15 protein-coding genes and 1 pseudogene are annotated in these 16,042 nt (G+C 39.7%); 6 read left to right on the top strand and 10 right to left on the bottom strand.

Annotated elements, in window-relative coordinates; all coding sequences use genetic code 11:
* Positions 1-560 precede the first annotated feature (560 nt).
* On the top strand, positions 561-692 hold the full coding sequence (locus ACE1TG_RS17415; RefSeq protein ID WP_375053680.1) for a hypothetical protein: 132 nt from the start codon (positions 561-563) through the stop codon (positions 690-692).
* Between the two features lie 96 nt (positions 693-788).
* Here the strand turns inward: ACE1TG_RS17415 and ACE1TG_RS17410 are convergent, their stop codons facing one another.
* The 5 genes from ACE1TG_RS17410 to ACE1TG_RS17390 all read right to left on the bottom strand — a co-directional run bounded on the left by ACE1TG_RS17410 (position 789) and on the right by ACE1TG_RS17390 (position 5,167).
* The gene (locus ACE1TG_RS17410) at positions 789-965 is read right to left on the bottom strand and encodes a YjzC family protein (RefSeq protein WP_375053679.1); all 177 of its coding nucleotides are present in this window, start codon (positions 963-965) and stop codon (positions 789-791) included.
* A 204-nt stretch (positions 966-1,169) separates the two neighbouring features.
* Positions 1,170-2,150 carry a TIGR00341 family protein gene (locus tag ACE1TG_RS17405; RefSeq protein ID WP_375053678.1) on the bottom strand — a complete coding sequence of 327 codons (981 nt, stop codon included), beginning with the start codon at positions 2,148-2,150 and terminating at the stop codon, positions 1,170-1,172.
* A gap of 240 nt (positions 2,151-2,390) precedes the next feature.
* Complete coding sequence (locus ACE1TG_RS17400; RefSeq protein ID WP_375053677.1) at positions 2,391-3,524, bottom strand: ABC transporter substrate-binding protein; 1,134 nt, start codon at positions 3,522-3,524, stop codon at positions 2,391-2,393.
* A gap of 6 nt (positions 3,525-3,530) precedes the next feature.
* Positions 3,531-4,328 carry an ABC transporter ATP-binding protein gene (locus ACE1TG_RS17395; RefSeq protein ID WP_375053676.1) on the bottom strand — a complete coding sequence of 266 codons (798 nt, stop codon included), beginning with the start codon at positions 4,326-4,328 and terminating at the stop codon, positions 3,531-3,533.
* A 32-nt stretch (positions 4,329-4,360) separates the two neighbouring features.
* On the bottom strand, positions 4,361-5,167 hold the full coding sequence (locus ACE1TG_RS17390) for an ABC transporter permease (RefSeq protein ID WP_375053675.1): 807 nt from the start codon (positions 5,165-5,167) through the stop codon (positions 4,361-4,363).
* Between the two features lie 149 nt (positions 5,168-5,316).
* Here ACE1TG_RS17390 and ACE1TG_RS17385 point away from each other — a divergent pair.
* Both ACE1TG_RS17385 and ACE1TG_RS17380 read left to right on the top strand, forming a co-directional pair.
* Positions 5,317-5,832: pseudogene (locus ACE1TG_RS17385) on the top strand (peptidoglycan recognition protein family protein); the annotation flags it as partial.
* A gap of 51 nt (positions 5,833-5,883) precedes the next feature.
* Complete coding sequence (locus tag ACE1TG_RS17380) at positions 5,884-6,369, top strand: peptidoglycan-binding domain-containing protein (protein WP_375053682.1); 486 nt, start codon at positions 5,884-5,886, stop codon at positions 6,367-6,369.
* A gap of 63 nt (positions 6,370-6,432) precedes the next feature.
* Here the strand turns inward: ACE1TG_RS17380 and ACE1TG_RS17375 are convergent, their stop codons facing one another.
* From ACE1TG_RS17375 to ACE1TG_RS17355, 5 genes are all read right to left on the bottom strand, one after another.
* On the bottom strand, positions 6,433-7,227 hold the full coding sequence (locus ACE1TG_RS17375) for an ABC transporter ATP-binding protein (RefSeq protein WP_375053674.1): 795 nt from the start codon (positions 7,225-7,227) through the stop codon (positions 6,433-6,435).
* Position 7,228: 1 nt separating this feature from the next.
* Positions 7,229-8,215, bottom strand: coding sequence for an ABC transporter permease (locus tag ACE1TG_RS17370; protein WP_375053673.1), 987 nt, complete (start codon positions 8,213-8,215; stop codon positions 7,229-7,231).
* Positions 8,216-8,291: 76 nt separating this feature from the next.
* Positions 8,292-9,332 (bottom strand): ABC transporter substrate-binding protein, encoded by a 1,041-nt coding sequence (locus tag ACE1TG_RS17365; protein WP_375053672.1) that lies wholly within the window; start codon positions 9,330-9,332, stop codon positions 8,292-8,294.
* Between the two features lie 279 nt (positions 9,333-9,611).
* Entirely contained in the window at positions 9,612-9,932 is a 321-nt protein-coding gene (locus ACE1TG_RS17360; protein WP_375053671.1) for a phosphoribosyl-ATP pyrophosphohydrolase, read from the bottom strand.
* Between the two features lie 250 nt (positions 9,933-10,182).
* Complete coding sequence (locus tag ACE1TG_RS17355) at positions 10,183-11,340, bottom strand: hypothetical protein (protein ID WP_375053670.1); 1,158 nt, start codon at positions 11,338-11,340, stop codon at positions 10,183-10,185.
* 639 nt (positions 11,341-11,979) lie between these two features.
* Between ACE1TG_RS17355 and ACE1TG_RS17350 the strand changes: the two genes are divergently transcribed.
* From ACE1TG_RS17350 to ACE1TG_RS17340, 3 genes are read left to right on the top strand one after another with little or no spacing between them, the layout of a single operon-like run.
* Positions 11,980-13,524, top strand: a complete 1,545-nt coding sequence (locus ACE1TG_RS17350; protein ID WP_375053669.1) for a solute symporter family protein — start codon at positions 11,980-11,982, stop codon at positions 13,522-13,524.
* Positions 13,521-15,260 (top strand): LytS/YhcK type 5TM receptor domain-containing protein, encoded by a 1,740-nt coding sequence (locus ACE1TG_RS17345; protein ID WP_375053668.1) that lies wholly within the window; start codon positions 13,521-13,523, stop codon positions 15,258-15,260. Before ACE1TG_RS17350 ends, ACE1TG_RS17345 begins: the two co-directional genes overlap by 4 nt.
* Positions 15,261-15,281: 21 nt before the next feature.
* Positions 15,282-16,040 (top strand): LytR/AlgR family response regulator transcription factor, encoded by a 759-nt coding sequence (locus ACE1TG_RS17340; RefSeq protein WP_375053667.1) that lies wholly within the window; start codon positions 15,282-15,284, stop codon positions 16,038-16,040.
* Positions 16,041-16,042: the final 2 nt, after the last annotated feature.

The raw sequence follows: 16,042 nt of genomic DNA, 5'->3' as shown, positions 1-16,042 counted from the left end.
TGTAAGCTTTATGACTCCCCAATCAAGAAAATATGAAGAGAAGGAGTCAAAAGGTAATAAAGATAAACATTTACGTAAAACAGATTGATTTGTTATACTAGTGTTATCCATAAGAAATCTCCTTTATGTAGAATTACGGATAACGTTGGTTGCGGATATCCTTCTACATTAGGAGATTTTTTTTATTTCGTCCAGTAATTATTTGGTAATTCAATTGAAAATGGATACCAGTTATAGGAATTATTTAACCTGTGGATACATTTGCAAGGCTAGTGAATGAGGATCCTATAAGAAGCTGAAAGTAGGGGTTATTCAGGAAATAACGGAATGAGGATTCATACGAGTTTGTAAATCAGAAGCGCTAATCGAAAAAACACGAAAACGCCTTAAGGAAGCAGCTTTCAACATGACATGCTTTATAAAAGTGGTATTTTTAAATCAGTATGTAGCGATAGTGTTTTAGTGAACGTAAAATCCGAACTAGGATTCAAAATTCCTGAAATAGATTTCGAATTAGTTCGGATTTTTTGTTGCTGATTTGAGTTAAATTACGACACAATTTGAAAAGTGCAATGACAACGCTTCAGCTTCCTAAGGAAGAAAATACGCTTGCTGCAGGACCTTCAGTTGGTTGCTTCGACGAACAGGACATTTTAGTTCCGGCGTTGGTCAACAGGACGTCACCGGTTTAGCCGGTGGCACTTAGGAGTCTTCGTGAATTTACTGCGCTGGAATGTCTCACTTTATCCTATTTTTTTCTCTAGTAACTAGACCAAATGACCTTTACCTTAATGTTTTTCATTTATCCAAACACGATCAAAGTTTGAGTTTTGCGGAAATTTCTCTCCAGCCTTTAGCTCAACTCTTTTGGGATCCTTCACATTGCTGCCTGTCTCCCCAATTTCTCTATACACACCATTGTTCGGTGCTTTTTGCCCAAATCGAAAATGACTGTATTCACCCATTTTATCACTCCTTATCTTTATTCATTTTTATTATGGCTAATTACCCAGCCATTCATTCTTAGAACTTAGCAGCCTTAGTTGCATATATGCAGTAAGAAAGTACCGCCCGAAATTAAGGAGTCAGACTCATGAAACTACCAACTACTATATATTTCTGAACATAGTGTATGTTTTTGTACAGTTAGCCTGCCTTACCCTTAACAATTAGATGAAATTTATAAAAATAATAGCAGTAATAAGTACCAGAGCAATAATTGAAACATATAAGAGAGAAAGCTTACGTGAAATATTTGCTTTCTGCAGATCTTGCCAATTGTTTGGTTTAATACCACTTAACCAAAATACGATAACAGCTGAGAGCATGATAGAATTAACATTGACCATTAATAGAATAAAGGGAATAAGAGCCTCTTCCCACCTGCCCGCTCCAAGGTTCATACCTAATACGACAGCTGGGGGTACTAATGCAACTGAAACCATAACACCAACAAGAGCTCCCTCATTTCTTTTTATAAAAGAAAGCGCCCCGGCAGCACCAGAAGCTAAGGCAGCAATGACATCAATGATTTGAATTATTGTTCTGGAAATAAACTCATCACTATTTACCGGAGCATTAAAGAGAAAACTGAACACACCAGCAACTAATATGGGAACGCCCAGCCCAAACAACGATGTCATTATAGACCGTCGCAGCAGCTTAAAATCGCCTAGTACAGAAGCAAACGATACAGCAGTAACGGGACCAATAATCGGAGCAATCACCATAGCACCGATCACAACAGCAGGACTGCTTTTTATAACACCCACCGTCGCAACAAATGCCGCAAAAACGATAAACCACATGTAGCTGACACTCATATGACTTGCTTCGGTAATAGTTGTGAATAACTCATGCCGGCTTGCTCGCTGTAAATCTTTTTCTTCTTCCTTAGGCTCCTTTTTCTCCCTGGGAAGGTATGTTTGAACAGGCAGCAACATTACTTGATAAGCATCGCCTTCGCTGGGTAGCTTTTCCAAGTAATTAAGTATTTCTTCAACATCATTTGTCTCCACAAGAATCCGAGTCAGTTTCTGTTCCTCGAATTTTTCAGAAACCCAATACGATACAACAGAGAAATTATCCTCAATATCTTCAATATCCAAAAAATCCTGTGGTGCATAAATTTCAAGTAATTGTAAACTCATCGTTAATTCGTCTCCCATTTTTTAGAAAACTTGGCATTCGTTAAAGGGGATTCTTATGAAAGCGTATTTTGCTTTCTTAGAACCCCTTATACTCTGGAGTTCAAGCCTTAGTTGCACTTATGCAGTAAGAAAGTAGGAAATGCTAAAGAAGAATACTACGCCTTATTGTTACCCTGTTCGTTCTTCTTCATGACGAAAACGGTCAAAAAAATAACCCTTCCTGTTAAGAAGGGTCTTGATTTAATACTCTCCAATTATCTTTAGTACATCCTCTACTAAGGACGGGTCTACAGCCTTATCAAAGTCTACTTCCCCTTTAATTGCTCCATTTTCTTTATACATATCGTATTGTTTTTTGATATCTTCAATGAACATACGGCCATCTGGATTCAAGCCTGTAACGGCAACTTTATTCCATATAGCCGGGTCCTTAAGCGCTGTATGGTTTGTCATGATGTTAATGATCTCTTCCTTTTCACCTTCACCTTTGACAAATACATCATTGTAATCACGAACACCCTCCAAATAGCCTGCCATAAATCGTAATGCTACATCACGGCGCTCATTAAGGAAGTTTGGCGACCCTAAGACCATTGCGATTTGAGCTTTTGGAGCAAAGTCAGTAACATCACCAAATTTCACATGTAAGTTCTCCTCAATCCCCTGCGTAATCAAGGGCTCTATTTGCAGGGCTGCAGCGATTTGGTCATTACCCATCGCAGACATCATGTTACCAAAGTCGGACATTAAAGTGAACTCCACATCATCCCTTGTTAAGCCGGCATGCTCCAGCATTTTCCCGTAAATGTAATCATCAACTGCATTTTTTGTAGAAACTGCAACTCGTTTTCCTTTTAAATCTTTATAATCCTTAATTTCATCTTGCAAGTCTTTTCGGAGAACAAAGGTGAAATAAGAATTACCCATCACATTATGACCTTTATCAGCAATCATGCGGACATCAATACCTTGTGCGATAGAGTTAAAAAATGATGCCGACGATATACCACCAGCCACATCAATCTTGCCTGCAGCCAGAGCCGGAAGCATTTCATCACTATTGCCAAATTTCACGAATTCAACATTAATATTGTATTGTTCAAAATATCCTCTTTCCTTTGCGATATAAAAACCTGCACCAGAGGCAGAACCATCCTCAGCAATTGTTACCGTGACAGGCTCCTCAAGTGGTTCAAGCTCACCTTCTGAACTAGTTTCCTCATTGGCATCTTCTTGCCCCTTCGTTTGGTCTGTTGAACTTTGGTCATCTTGCGTGTCTTCTTTCGGTTTCGTCTCTGAACTAGCACAACCTGCTAAGGCAAGCGTTATAATTAGGAAAAAGACACCCATTATCTTTAACCATTTTCCCCTCATGATTAATCAACCTTTCTGTTCTTTAGTTTTACGATCATTTTGTACTTCTGTTTGCAGATGCTTCCATATATCAACGAACTGCTCTGCCATTTCCGGATTCGACCGAACATCCTCAATTGTTCTTGGACGTGGTAAATCAATTTTCTTTTCACTCAAGATTTGCCCTGGCTGCGAACTCATCAACAATACTTTGTCACCTAGCAACAGCGCTTCATCAATGCTATGTGTAATGAATAATACAGTTTTCTTTGTTTCTGCCCAGATGGCAAGCAGCTCTTCCTGGAGTATAAATTTATTTTGTTCATCCAGTGCTGCAAACGGTTCATCCATTAATAATATTTCAGGATCGTTGGCAAAAGCCCGAGCTATGCTTACTCGTTGCTTCATACCACCGGATAATTCTTTTGGAAACAGCTTCGCAAACTGCTTTAATCCAACCTTTTCCAAATAGTAGTCTGTTTTCTCTTTCACTAGTTTCTTTGGAAGGTGGCGCATCTTTAATCCAAATGCTACATTTTCTTCAACTGTCTGCCATGGAATTACGCCACGTTCCTGAAATACCATTGATTGGAGAGGTTTCGCGTCATCTGACTGATGAATTTTAAATGTTCCTGTACTAGGTTTTTCCAATCCGGCTAAAATTCTTAGCAATGTTGTTTTCCCACATCCACTTGGTCCCAGCAGACAAACAAATTCACCATCCCCAATGGTAAGTGATATATCCTTTAATGCCGTTACACTTTCATTTCGTTTATAAAATACTTTTGTTAACTGGTTAATTGTAATTTTACTCGGCTGTGCCATTGTCAGATTTACCCTCCTTATGAGTTAGTTGGCTATCTCCACGGAATCAATTTACTTTGCAATCCCCTTAATAATAAGGAGAAGAAGTAGCCAAAGAAGGAAATAAGCACAAGACCTACATACATCTCGGTTAACAGAAAGGCCTTATAATTAACCCAAATCAGATAACCAATCCCGCTGTTTGCTGCAACCATTTCAGCAGCCACAATCGTTAATAAAGCAATCGCCTGCCCCATTTGAATTCCCTCCAGCATGACTGGTAAGGAGCCGGGCAATGCAATTTTAAAGAAAAAGTCTTTCGCACTTGCACCATAATTTCTGGCAACGTCGATATAAATCCGGTCAATATTCGTTACCCCTGCAGCTGTGTTGATCACAACAGGAAAGAAAACACTTATTGCAATGATCAACATTTTAGAAAACTCACCAATCCCAAAAATAATCAAAATAATTGGTAACATCGCCAGCGTTGGAATTGGCATTAATGCCATAACTAAAGGTGAGAAGAAATGTCGAATTGGTGAATACATTCCCATCAGCAGCCCAAGCGCAATAGCTGGGGCTACCCCAAGCACAAATCCCGAAAAGATACGATATAAACTGATTTTTACGTGCATGAATAACTCGCCACTTGATCCCATTGACACTAAAGTTGTCAATATTTCAGTAGGTGGAGGGAAAAAGCGCGGATCCATAACACTCGTTCGTGATAAAACTTCCCACAGAATTAAAATAAAAATAGGAGATGAGATTGTTAATAAACTCTTCAACCTTTGATTACGCTGCCTTTTTTGCCACTCAGCACGCTCAAGCGAAACAGCTGAATGATTGTTTCCCATATCCTCACCACCTCTCATGCACTATGCTATGCATCCGCCCAGAAAGTGGTGATGAATTAGACAGACCATTTTGCTTAGAACCCTTCCTATATCACATTCTTCTACATATATTGATAATGGAAAACAGAAATGCGAGGTGACAAATTCAAATGGCAAAATATAATATTACCCAAGATTATATCGATTTCGAGGATTCTAGATCAGGAGAAAAACTTCAAAACGTGGAATATATCGTCAGTCATGATACAGGAAACCCTGGTTCGACAGCCTATAATAACCGGAATTACTTTGACCGCGTTCAACCCTTAGCTTCCGCGCATACCTTTATTGATGATAACTATATTTTAGAAATAATCCCATTAGAAGAAAAAGCGTGGCATGTTAGATATAACACAACAAAAGATAATACACTTTACGGTGAGGATGCTAATGATGCTGCCATTGGTGTTGAGTTAGCTTATGGAGGTAACATTGATTTTCAGGAGGCATATGACCGCTATGTTTGGTATCATGCCTACTTAGTAAATAAGTATGGCCTTAACCCTGACAAAGATATTGTTGCCCATAGCACGCTAGATCCCCAGCGTCGCACAGATCCGCAAAATGCTTTGCACCAACACGGAATCTCATGGGGGGAATTTATCCAAGATGTAAAAGAAGTTTATCAAACAGAGTTTTCAGGCAATGGGGGTACAGATGAACCGGCAGAACCTGAGGTGAAAGGGGCATCCGTGGAATTACCATTAGATATTGGTGATGAGGGCCAATTTGTAAAGGAAATTCAACAGGATTTAATTCAAGCAGGGTTCTCTTTACCCGTCTTCGGGGCAGACGGAATCTATGGTGTGGAAACCCAGCGTGCCGTTATGCGGTTCCAAAGGGACTACGGACTACAAGTTGATGGATTAGTAGGACCGAATACACTTGCGAAATTAAAAGAAGTCCTTGGATCCAGTTCACCAGCCATTGACTTTCCACTACCAGATAAAGTATTGTCACAAGGAGCCGAGGGGGAAGCTGTTAAACAAGTCCAGCGTGCTTTAAAAGAGATCAACTTTAATCCCGGAGTAATCGATGGGATTTACGGGCCAAACACGCAGGATGCCGTTCGCCGATTCCAGTCGATGTACGCAGCTCTCGCTAATGACGGAATCTATGGACCTAATACAAGAAAATATATTCGAATGGAGCTCAACGATTGAGCTAACTAAAACAAGGTGGTTCACAACCCGCATCTATCGCCGGCATTTGAACCACCATTTCACTTATCCTAAGATTGCACGATCACTTTCAAATTGTTCTCCTCTAATTCGCTTAAATTCATGCAATAACTTTTCGATTGTCAGTTTCTGTTTTTCTTCCCCTTTGACATCTAAAATGATTTGTCCCTTATCCATCATAATCAGACGATTCCCTAAATCTAAGGCCTGTTGCATGTTATGAGTAACCATTAATGTCGTTAAATTAAATTTGTCCACTACATCTTTTGTTAGATTTTTAATTAACTCTGCACGAGATGGATCAAGTGCAGCCGTATGCTCATCTAACATAAGAATATTTGGTTCGGTAAATGTAGCCATTAACAGTGATAACGCTTGTCGTTCTCCCCCAGATAGTAAACCAACCTTTGCTGTTAGACGATCTTCCAGGCCGAGATTCAGTGTTTTTAAATAGTCACGAAACAATGCTTTTCGCTTTTTGGTTACCCCAATGCGAAGCGTGCGTTTTTTATCACGTGCAAAGGCCATGGCCAAGTTCTCTTCAATTGTCATGGTTGGGGCTGTACCTGCCATTGGATCCTGAAAAACCCTTCCAATAAATTTTGACCGTTTATATTCCGGTAAACCTGTCACTTTTTTATTACCAATCGTAACAAATCCTACATCTGGAATAAGTGTCCCGGAAATGACATTCATCAGGGTTGACTTTCCGGCTCCATTACTACCGATAACAGTCACAAATTCACCCTTACCCATTGTTAAGTTCACCTGCTGCAGTGCCTTTTTTTCATCAGGTGTATGTTCATTAAATGTTAACGAAATATCTTGAAGATCTAACATATTAAGCCCCCTCCGCAGTGGAACTGTTTAGTTCTTTTTGTTTTTGCCGACGCCGCTTTTTTTCTTTTTGTGCCTTCATTATTTTTGGTGTAATTAACGCAGCAACAACAAGTAGTGCGGTTATTAATTTCATATCACCCGTTTCTAAAAACTCAACACGTAAAGCAAGAGTTACCACAATACGATAAATAATCGCACCACCAATCACGGCAACCGTCGTAATAGCGATTGTTCGTTTTCCAAAAAGAGCTTCCCCAATAATTACTGAAGCAAGACCTGTTATAATCATTCCAATTCCAAGACCAACATCGGCAAACCCGCCATACTGAGCAACCAACGCTCCGGACAAAGCAACAAAGGCGTTGGAAACACCAAGACCCAGGATAATTAATGTATCCGTATTAGCCGATAAACTCCGTATCATTTTTTGATTATCTCCAGTAGCTCTAATCGCCAGTCCAACCTCTGTTTTAAGAAAATAATCAGTCAATAGCTTGATTAGGATACTGACGAAAATCATAAAAATAAGAATAGCCCATGTACTGGGAACTTGTGCTAACCCTATCGTTTTCATTAGGCCATTGAGTGCTTGATCCAAACCAGCACCTTTCCAAAATCCTTCAACCTGTGTAAAAAGGGTTGTTTCATTGAGGAGGGATAAATTCGGACGACCCATTATCCGTAGATTAATAGAATAAAGTGCAATCATCATGATAATACCTGATAATAATGGGTTTATTTTTCCCTTCGTATGAAGAACACCTGTTATACTGCCTGCTACAAATCCGGCTATTGTACCCAGAATCGTAGCTGTTACAGGGTCTGTTCCATTAATAATCGAAATGGCAGCTACAGCACCACCTGTTACAAAACTTCCATCTACTGTTAAATCTGGAAAATCCAATATACGAAAAGACAGGTATACACCAAGCGCCATTATCGCGTATATTATTCCTGATTCAACTGCTCCAAACATTGATATAAACACAAGATGTCCTCCCCTCTACTTCTACTGCAAAGGATACAATTGGCCCCTCTAAGAAAGGGGCCAAATTCCTATCTCTTTATTCAGGCTCAACGAACTGAGCTTTTTCATCCCACTCTTCGTTCCACTCGATGCCTTGTTCCTCTGCTGCTTCTTTATTAATAAACAGTTGCATTTTTGCTGGGTATTCTACCGGAATATCAGCAGTTGTCTTTTCGCCTGTTAACACTTCTACCGCCATTTCACCTGCACGAGTACCAATTGTATGATAATCGATTCCGTATGTGGCAAAACCACCTTTTTTAAGTGAGTTTGGTTCACCAACAATCAATGGAATATCCTGATCATTTGCAACACCAACGACACTATCTAATGCCGAAACTACGGTATTATCTGTAATAATATACATAACATCGACTTCACCTACAAGTGTTGTCGCTGCCTGTTGAACCTCAGCAGATGTTGAAACCGTACGCTCAGCTACACTTAAGCTTGTGCCTTCAACTTCTGCCTTCACCGCCTCTATCTGGGATACAGAGTTTTGTTCACCGGCGTTGTAAATAAGCCCAACCTTTGAACCCTCAAAGTACGTATCGATAAAGTTTACCGTGTTCTTAATCGCATCCGGGTGAAGATCAAGTACCCCCGTAATATTTTCGCCCGGTTGATCCATCTCATCTACTAGGCCTGCTCCAACTGCATCGGTAACAGATGTAAATATAATCGGAATGTCTTGTGTCGCCTGCAATGCACTCTGGGCACTCGGTGTTGAATTTGCAAAAATTAAATCAACATTATCTGCCACAAAGTTTTGCGCTATAAGACTCGCATTGTTTTGATCATTCTGTGCGTTCTGCAGATCAAACTCTGCATCCAGACCCGCTTCTTCGATAGCATGTTTAAACCCTTCGTACGCTGCATCCAACGATGGATGTTCAACAATTTGAGTAGCCCCTATTGTATAGGACTGTTTTTCCTCTCCTTGATTAGCTTCTTGATCAGTTCCATCCCCTGACCCTGAAGTTTGCTCTCCCTCAGCATCTTCACTGGTCCCACAAGCTGCCAATGTAAGTAAACTAATTAAAGCTATAATAAGAAAAGCTAGCCATTTTTTCTTCATTTCTTTACCCCCTGGACTATTCGTTTTTTAGAAATATTCAAAAGATTTATGCCATATTATATCACAGAACAAATCGGATAACACTGTTTTTATGCATAATCTTTCATAAATATAAATAATTAAGGTGTTAAACTTATTAAATCAGCATTATTATGAATATTTATTCGTCAGCGCTTGTTGGTTAATAAAAAAAAGAACCCTTTTTGTATTTAGAAAGGATTCATTATATATATACGACTTATCTTCTTATTTTGTTCTTCAAGTTCACCTATTTTTTATCTAATCTACATCGATGAGGAAGACTCTATCATTAAACCCACCACGTTGTTCCGCTTTTTTCTCGCGGATTTTTTCAACATCTTCTATCGTGCTGCCATGCACATTTGTCAATGCGTGCATTAATTCCAGTAGATCAGCTAACTCTTCCAACGCATCTCGGTCATTATCAGCAGCTAAGTATTCCTGCAGTTCCTCTTTAGTCTTCTTTCTAAGTTCATTTATATAATCTTCATCAGAAAGCGTTGCAGTATTTGCCTTCTTTCCCGTTATTTCGATGATTCCCGGTATTTTGTCTCGTATTAGCTTGTTGTAAGTTGGCATTTGACACGCTCATTTCGTTTGGTTTATTTAAAGCTATTCTATATTACAGTTACTATAATTACTTCAATTATAACAATATCGCTTTTTAGATTCATTAGAAATTTAATAGGTTCCTAAAATAAACATAAAAATGCTTAGTAACAAATGTTACTAAGCATTTTACAGATAGCTCTTATCTGTTTACAACAGGAATGGTAAGCAATCAATTTAGTTAAAATTGTACGCTCCACCTACCATCCAGCCTTCCACATTACTTATAATCTTCTTCATCCTTTAAAAAATCATCGTAATGTTCCATTTCCTTATAACGTTGCTGCTGGCGATAGCCGTACATAATATTTTGTACAACTTTATCACTTTCAAGTCCTGAGCCGATTGCTCCTACTACTGTTGCAACAGAGGTAACAAGCCACGTCAAATGAAAATAGTATTTAAAACTGACTTCTCCTTCCAGTCCTACTGTTTCGGTAAATACTTCGGGTGGAACAAAGAAGGCTACTGCAATCAGAAACAGTATATATAGCATTATATAGTAAACCAGCACAGCAATTCCCAGGGTTATTACGGTAGCTGTATTATATAGCATCCTTAATTTCCTTTGACTTTTCTTAGTTGGCTTCTCCCACAAATTATGTGCAATGATAATCCAAATAATCATACCAAGTATAGCTGCCAGCATCAAAACTATGAAACGTAAAGGTCCATAAGCTACACTGAGATTCCAGAGGGAGGGAAATACCAGACCGTAAGCACCGGTAGCAAATGCTATGGCGACTACACGTTTAAAGGCAGGAATAATTGTCCAGGGTCTGTTCGCATGAGCCATCCCAAAAAGTAGTCTTTGCCGCCCATTAAATCTCGGAATGACAATAAAGCGTACATCAGCTTTTTCTATCCTATCAGGAGGATTGACTTTGCGAATTGGAGAAAAAGCGGAATCACTTCTTAATAAACGCACATTATTTATGGCAGCACTATCTATCTCCTTATTTAAAACCTTGCCATGACCGTTCACTCGAAAATATAACTCACTGACCATTTGAATAATTGCTTTTTCCACTCGTTTACCTACAGGCAAAATACCAAACGCTGGAATAGAAATTTGCGCTACCCCTTCTTTATCATTAACATCACCTAATACGACATCTTTACCCGAAAAGATAGGAAGATCTGTCAGGCATACAGCGTAATCCCATTTATGTACCTGTTTTAAATCAGCTGCTCTATTAATGATCTCGTCCACTTTTTCTGCTGCACCTGTTAGTGGATCACGAACTATTTCAACATCCCACGAGAGGTCTTCATCAATGTTGCTGGAGAATGCATCTGGCAATTTGTCCACTAACTTATAAGCAATCGTTTCTGGTAATTCCGGGGCTGGAATTATTCCTATTGTCAATTTTTTCAAATTATAGAACCTCCCCTGCTGCTATGTACATACGTTAATTTCTACTATTTTCCTTATAATACCCTTTTTTCAGTGACACAAACATTGGAAACCCGGCTTGTCATTTGAATACCTCATTAGTTCTGTTAAGCCTTTTATAGCATTTAAAAAACCATCGTACATTCGCAATTTTTTACAAATCTATTTGTACCTTTGTATGAAAATACCTCTAAAACTTGATTTTAGCGGACACAGCAGACGCTATTTCTGCATGAAAATCACTTTCTCGAAGGTATCCGGACACAGAAGCCCTTATTACACATATATCATGGTTATTTGACTGTATTTGTGTGAAATAAGGTCCTTGGTGTCCGAAAACACCACCATTTACGTGGATTTTTGCCAAATAAGGTCCCTGGTGTCCGCTAACCTTAAATTTGCTATATGAATACTAATTTTCATGATAGATGGTGGCTGTGTATTAACAGCCATGGTGGATTCTTACGTTCAAAAATTCAACTGGTACTTGTGTACTAAATTCAGTGACAGATCCCTGCCAATCTTTACTTATAATGGCAATTAAAGTACTATTTATAGTAGAAAAATTTGTTAAATTTAAATTATTTCAACTAATATAAATAGAAAAAAGAAGGTGGCTTCATGAACCTTACCTATTTCCTGTTTTTCTTATGTATTATTGTTTGTACATTAATTATTACCTATTGGGCGGCAAAACAAAGTAAGACGACAAATCAATTTTATATTGCGGCTGGAAGTTTAACAGGCGTCCAGAACGGAATGGCAATTGCAGGTGATTACATTAGTGCTGCTTCCTTTTTAGGGATTGTGGGCACGATTGCAATTAATGGCTTTGATGGATTCCTTTATGCGATTGGTTTTTTGGTCTCTTATTTAATCGTGCTGTTTTTTATAGCAGAACCTGTTCATCATTTAGGGACTTATTCGCTTGGCGATGTGGTCTGCTCGCGCTTTCCAAGTTACAAGATGCGCTGGATGATGGCAATCGGGGCGTTTATCATTTCTATTTTGTATATGATCCCGCAACTGGTTGCTGCTGGTCTTCTGATCCGCTTACTTCTTGATATTAATTACTCCACTTCGGTTCTGATAATCGGAAGTTTAATGACGGTATACGTTGTGTTTGGCGGAATGTTTGCGACGTCATGGGTTCAAATTGTGAAAACAGTTGTGCTTTTGTCCGGGACTTTTCTTCTTTCATTAATTGTATTTTCTCGCTTTGATTGGAGCATTGCGGAGCTGATTTCGCAAGTTAAACTTGGTACTCCTTTAGGTGATCAGTTTTTCATGCCTGGTAATTTGTTCAACAACCCACTGGAAACACTATCGCTTCATTTGGCTTTAGTCCTTGGAACGGCAGGCCTGCCACATATTTTAATACGCTTTTTCACCGTCCGAAATACGCTGGAAGTGCGGAGGTCACTGTTAACTGCAAGCTGGATTATCGGGATATTTTACATCATTACACTTGTTCTTGGACTTGGTACCGTTGCACTTATCGGATACGAGGAATTGACTGCACATGATCCGACTGGGAATTTGGCTGCACCATTACTTGCAGGCGAGTTGGGCGGGGACTTCCTAATGGCTTTTATTGCGGCAATATCATTTACGACTATTGTCGCGGTAGTCGCTGGTCTGGTGATTTCCGCTACAACTGCTGTTTCCCATGATATCTATTACCACATTTTCAAAAAAAGACAAACTACCGAAAAAAAACAAATACGTGCTGCCCAGTGGACTGCATTTGTCGTCGGACTCATATCCACTTTATTTGCGCTTGGACTGCGGAATATTAATGTAACTTTTCTTGTCTCTTTAACATTCATTGTTGCAGCTTCGAGTAATTTGCCTGTCCTTTTATTTACGATCTATTGGAAACGCTTTACGCAATCAGGAGCAATTATCGGGATGGTATGTGGATTAACTGCTTCACTTATCCTTTTAATATTCGGTCCGCACATTATGAATCTGGATGGGGGCTGGATTCAGAGAGAGCCTCTTGTTCCTCTTCATAATCCTGGCATCTTTGCCATTCCGATTGGATTTTTAGGTGCGTATTTCGGTTCACTAGTTACACGTGAATCGCAGCATAGCAACCATGAATTCAGACGATTTTACATAAAAGCACAGACCGGGATTGATACGAAGGGGGATATCCAGTGAAGTACTTGACGATTATTTTGTTTGAGCGCCTGGGTCTATTGCTGGTATTTGCCTTCGTGCTAACGCGTATCCCTGGTTTCAAGTCATTACTTTATCGTGAATATTCGAAGCGTATGTCGTTTGTACATGCCTGTATGTTTGGCCTTTTTGGAATTGCCGGGACGATAACCGGGATTGTTATGGAGGGGGACGTTGTTGTTAACCGTGAGTTTATCTGGTCTGTCGGCGATGACCAAATGGCGGTCAGTTCCAGTTTGGTGGCTATCGTTATCGCTGGATTGTTAGGCGGACCAATCGTAGGCCTTGGGGCAGGAATGATTGCCGGCACGCATCTTTTTTATCTTGGGGGCATCGGCTTTTTAGCAAATAGTCTGGTCAATCCACTGACAGGTTTACTTGCGGGATTAACTGCCCAATTTTTTTCAAATGAACGGGTTATCTCCCCGTGGAAGGCTTTATTTATCGGTGTATTTCCACCAGTTCTGCAAATGCAGTTGCTGCTTATTTTTGAACCGCATTCAGATACAATGATCTCTATTGTGAATACAATTGGACTGCCGCTTGTTTTATCCAACAGTATTGCCATTGCAATATTCACGGCTATGATCAGCATTGTACTGCGTGAGCAGGAAAATGAGGCAGCACTGGCAACCAAACAAGCTTTAACAATCGCTGAAGAAGCGCTTCCTTTTTTAAAAAAAGATTCTTCACATGATATGGCGTCTGGAATAGCTAATTTACTATATGATCGTTTGAAATTAGCCGCAGTCTCCGTAACGAATGAAAAGGAAGTACTCGCACACAAAGGGCTTGGTGAAGATCATCACCAGGCAGGAGATCAGATAATTACCCGATTATCCCGCCAGGCAATTTATTCTAAACAGATGCAGATTGCCCAATCACGTACAGAAATTCAGTGTAAACATAGAAATTGCCCACTGGAAGCTGCCATCATCATTCCAATTATGGATGCAAATGAGGCAACAGGCCTTATCAAATTTTACTTTCGAAGAGCACAACACATTCGTCCGGTAGAACTAATGCTTGCACAAGGATTGGGACAGTTAATATCCAACCAGCTGAATACGATTGCAACGGAAAAGATGAAAACACATATACGTGATGCAGAACTGAGAAATCTCCAAGCACAGATTAATCCGCACTTTCTATTTAATACACTTCATTTGATTGCGGCATTGTTTCGGAAGGATCCAAAGAAGGCACGGCATATTACGGTAAACCTGGCACACTATATGCGGTTTAATATCGGACTTGTTTCGTCATCACTCATACATCTGGAAAAAGAATGCCAGCATGTAAAAGCATATATTGAAATTGTTCAAACCCGTTTCTCCAGTCAGCTCCAGATTATTTTTTCAGAAACGGATGGCATCTCAGAGGTGTTCATTCCACCATCAACGATTCAGCCACTTGTTGAGAACAGTGTCCAGCATGGATTAAAAAATGTTTCAAAAGACGGAATCATTAAGGTAACAATCGAAAAGTTAGACACCTGCATCCAAGTTACGGTCCGTGACAATGGCTGTGGCTTTCCTCAGGATACTTTAAACCTGGCGGGTGATGAGTCGTTATCAGCAAATGAGGACGGGGGCGCAGGGTTATACAATGTCAACCAGCGATTAATCCGTTTACTGGGGGAATCAGCACGTTTACATATCCGTAACTTACCTTCCAGTGGAAGTGAAGTTTACTTTAAAATTCCGTATGAAAATTAATGATAAAAGGAGGTACTTTTTATGAAAAATATCCACGCTTTGATTGCTGAGGATGAACAATTTACCCGGGAGGAACTTATCGACCTTCTAAAGAAAGAGCAGGATGTTATTACATATCCAAGTGCAGAGAACGGTCAGCAATTAATAGATTTGTACGTGGAGCATGAACCTGACGTAATTTTTCTGGATGTTCAGATGCCGGGGATAGATGGTGTTGAGGCTGCAAAGCGGATCAAAGAGCTCTCCTATATTAAACCGCCATTATTCATCTTTACAACCGCATACGACGAATATGCCATTGACGCGTTTGAAATTGAAGCTGTCGATTATTTGTTAAAGCCTTATGATGACACACGCTTTCAAAAGACGATGAAGCGGGTCCGGAAACAAATAGCGAAAATGGATATGAACGAAGACAAGCCATTCCAGCTTGAAGTGAATTCCCCCGCAACAAAATTACTTGTTGATGACGGGGAAAGAATGGTTGTTTTGTCACCGGATTCCATCTATTACGCAGTTCCCTTCAAACGGTTGCTGGAAATCCATACAAATGATGAAGTGATCGAAAGCCGGATGACATTACAGGAATTGGAGGAAAAATTACACGGACTATCATTCTTTCGGACTCATCGAAGCTATTTAGTGAACTTAAATTATGTCCGGGAGATTACACCATGGTTTAATGGATCGAGTAATGTAACGCTTAATGATAAAAACGGTACGACATTACCTGTTAGTCGCTCGGCAAGAAAAGTACTTCTTGATGTATTTAAACAATAACC

Source organism: Virgibacillus sp. JSM 102003, assembly GCF_041949995.1.
Taxonomy (GTDB): domain Bacteria; phylum Bacillota; class Bacilli; order Bacillales; family Amphibacillaceae; genus Lentibacillus.
This window is presented reverse-complemented; position numbering and strand designations above follow the sequence as displayed.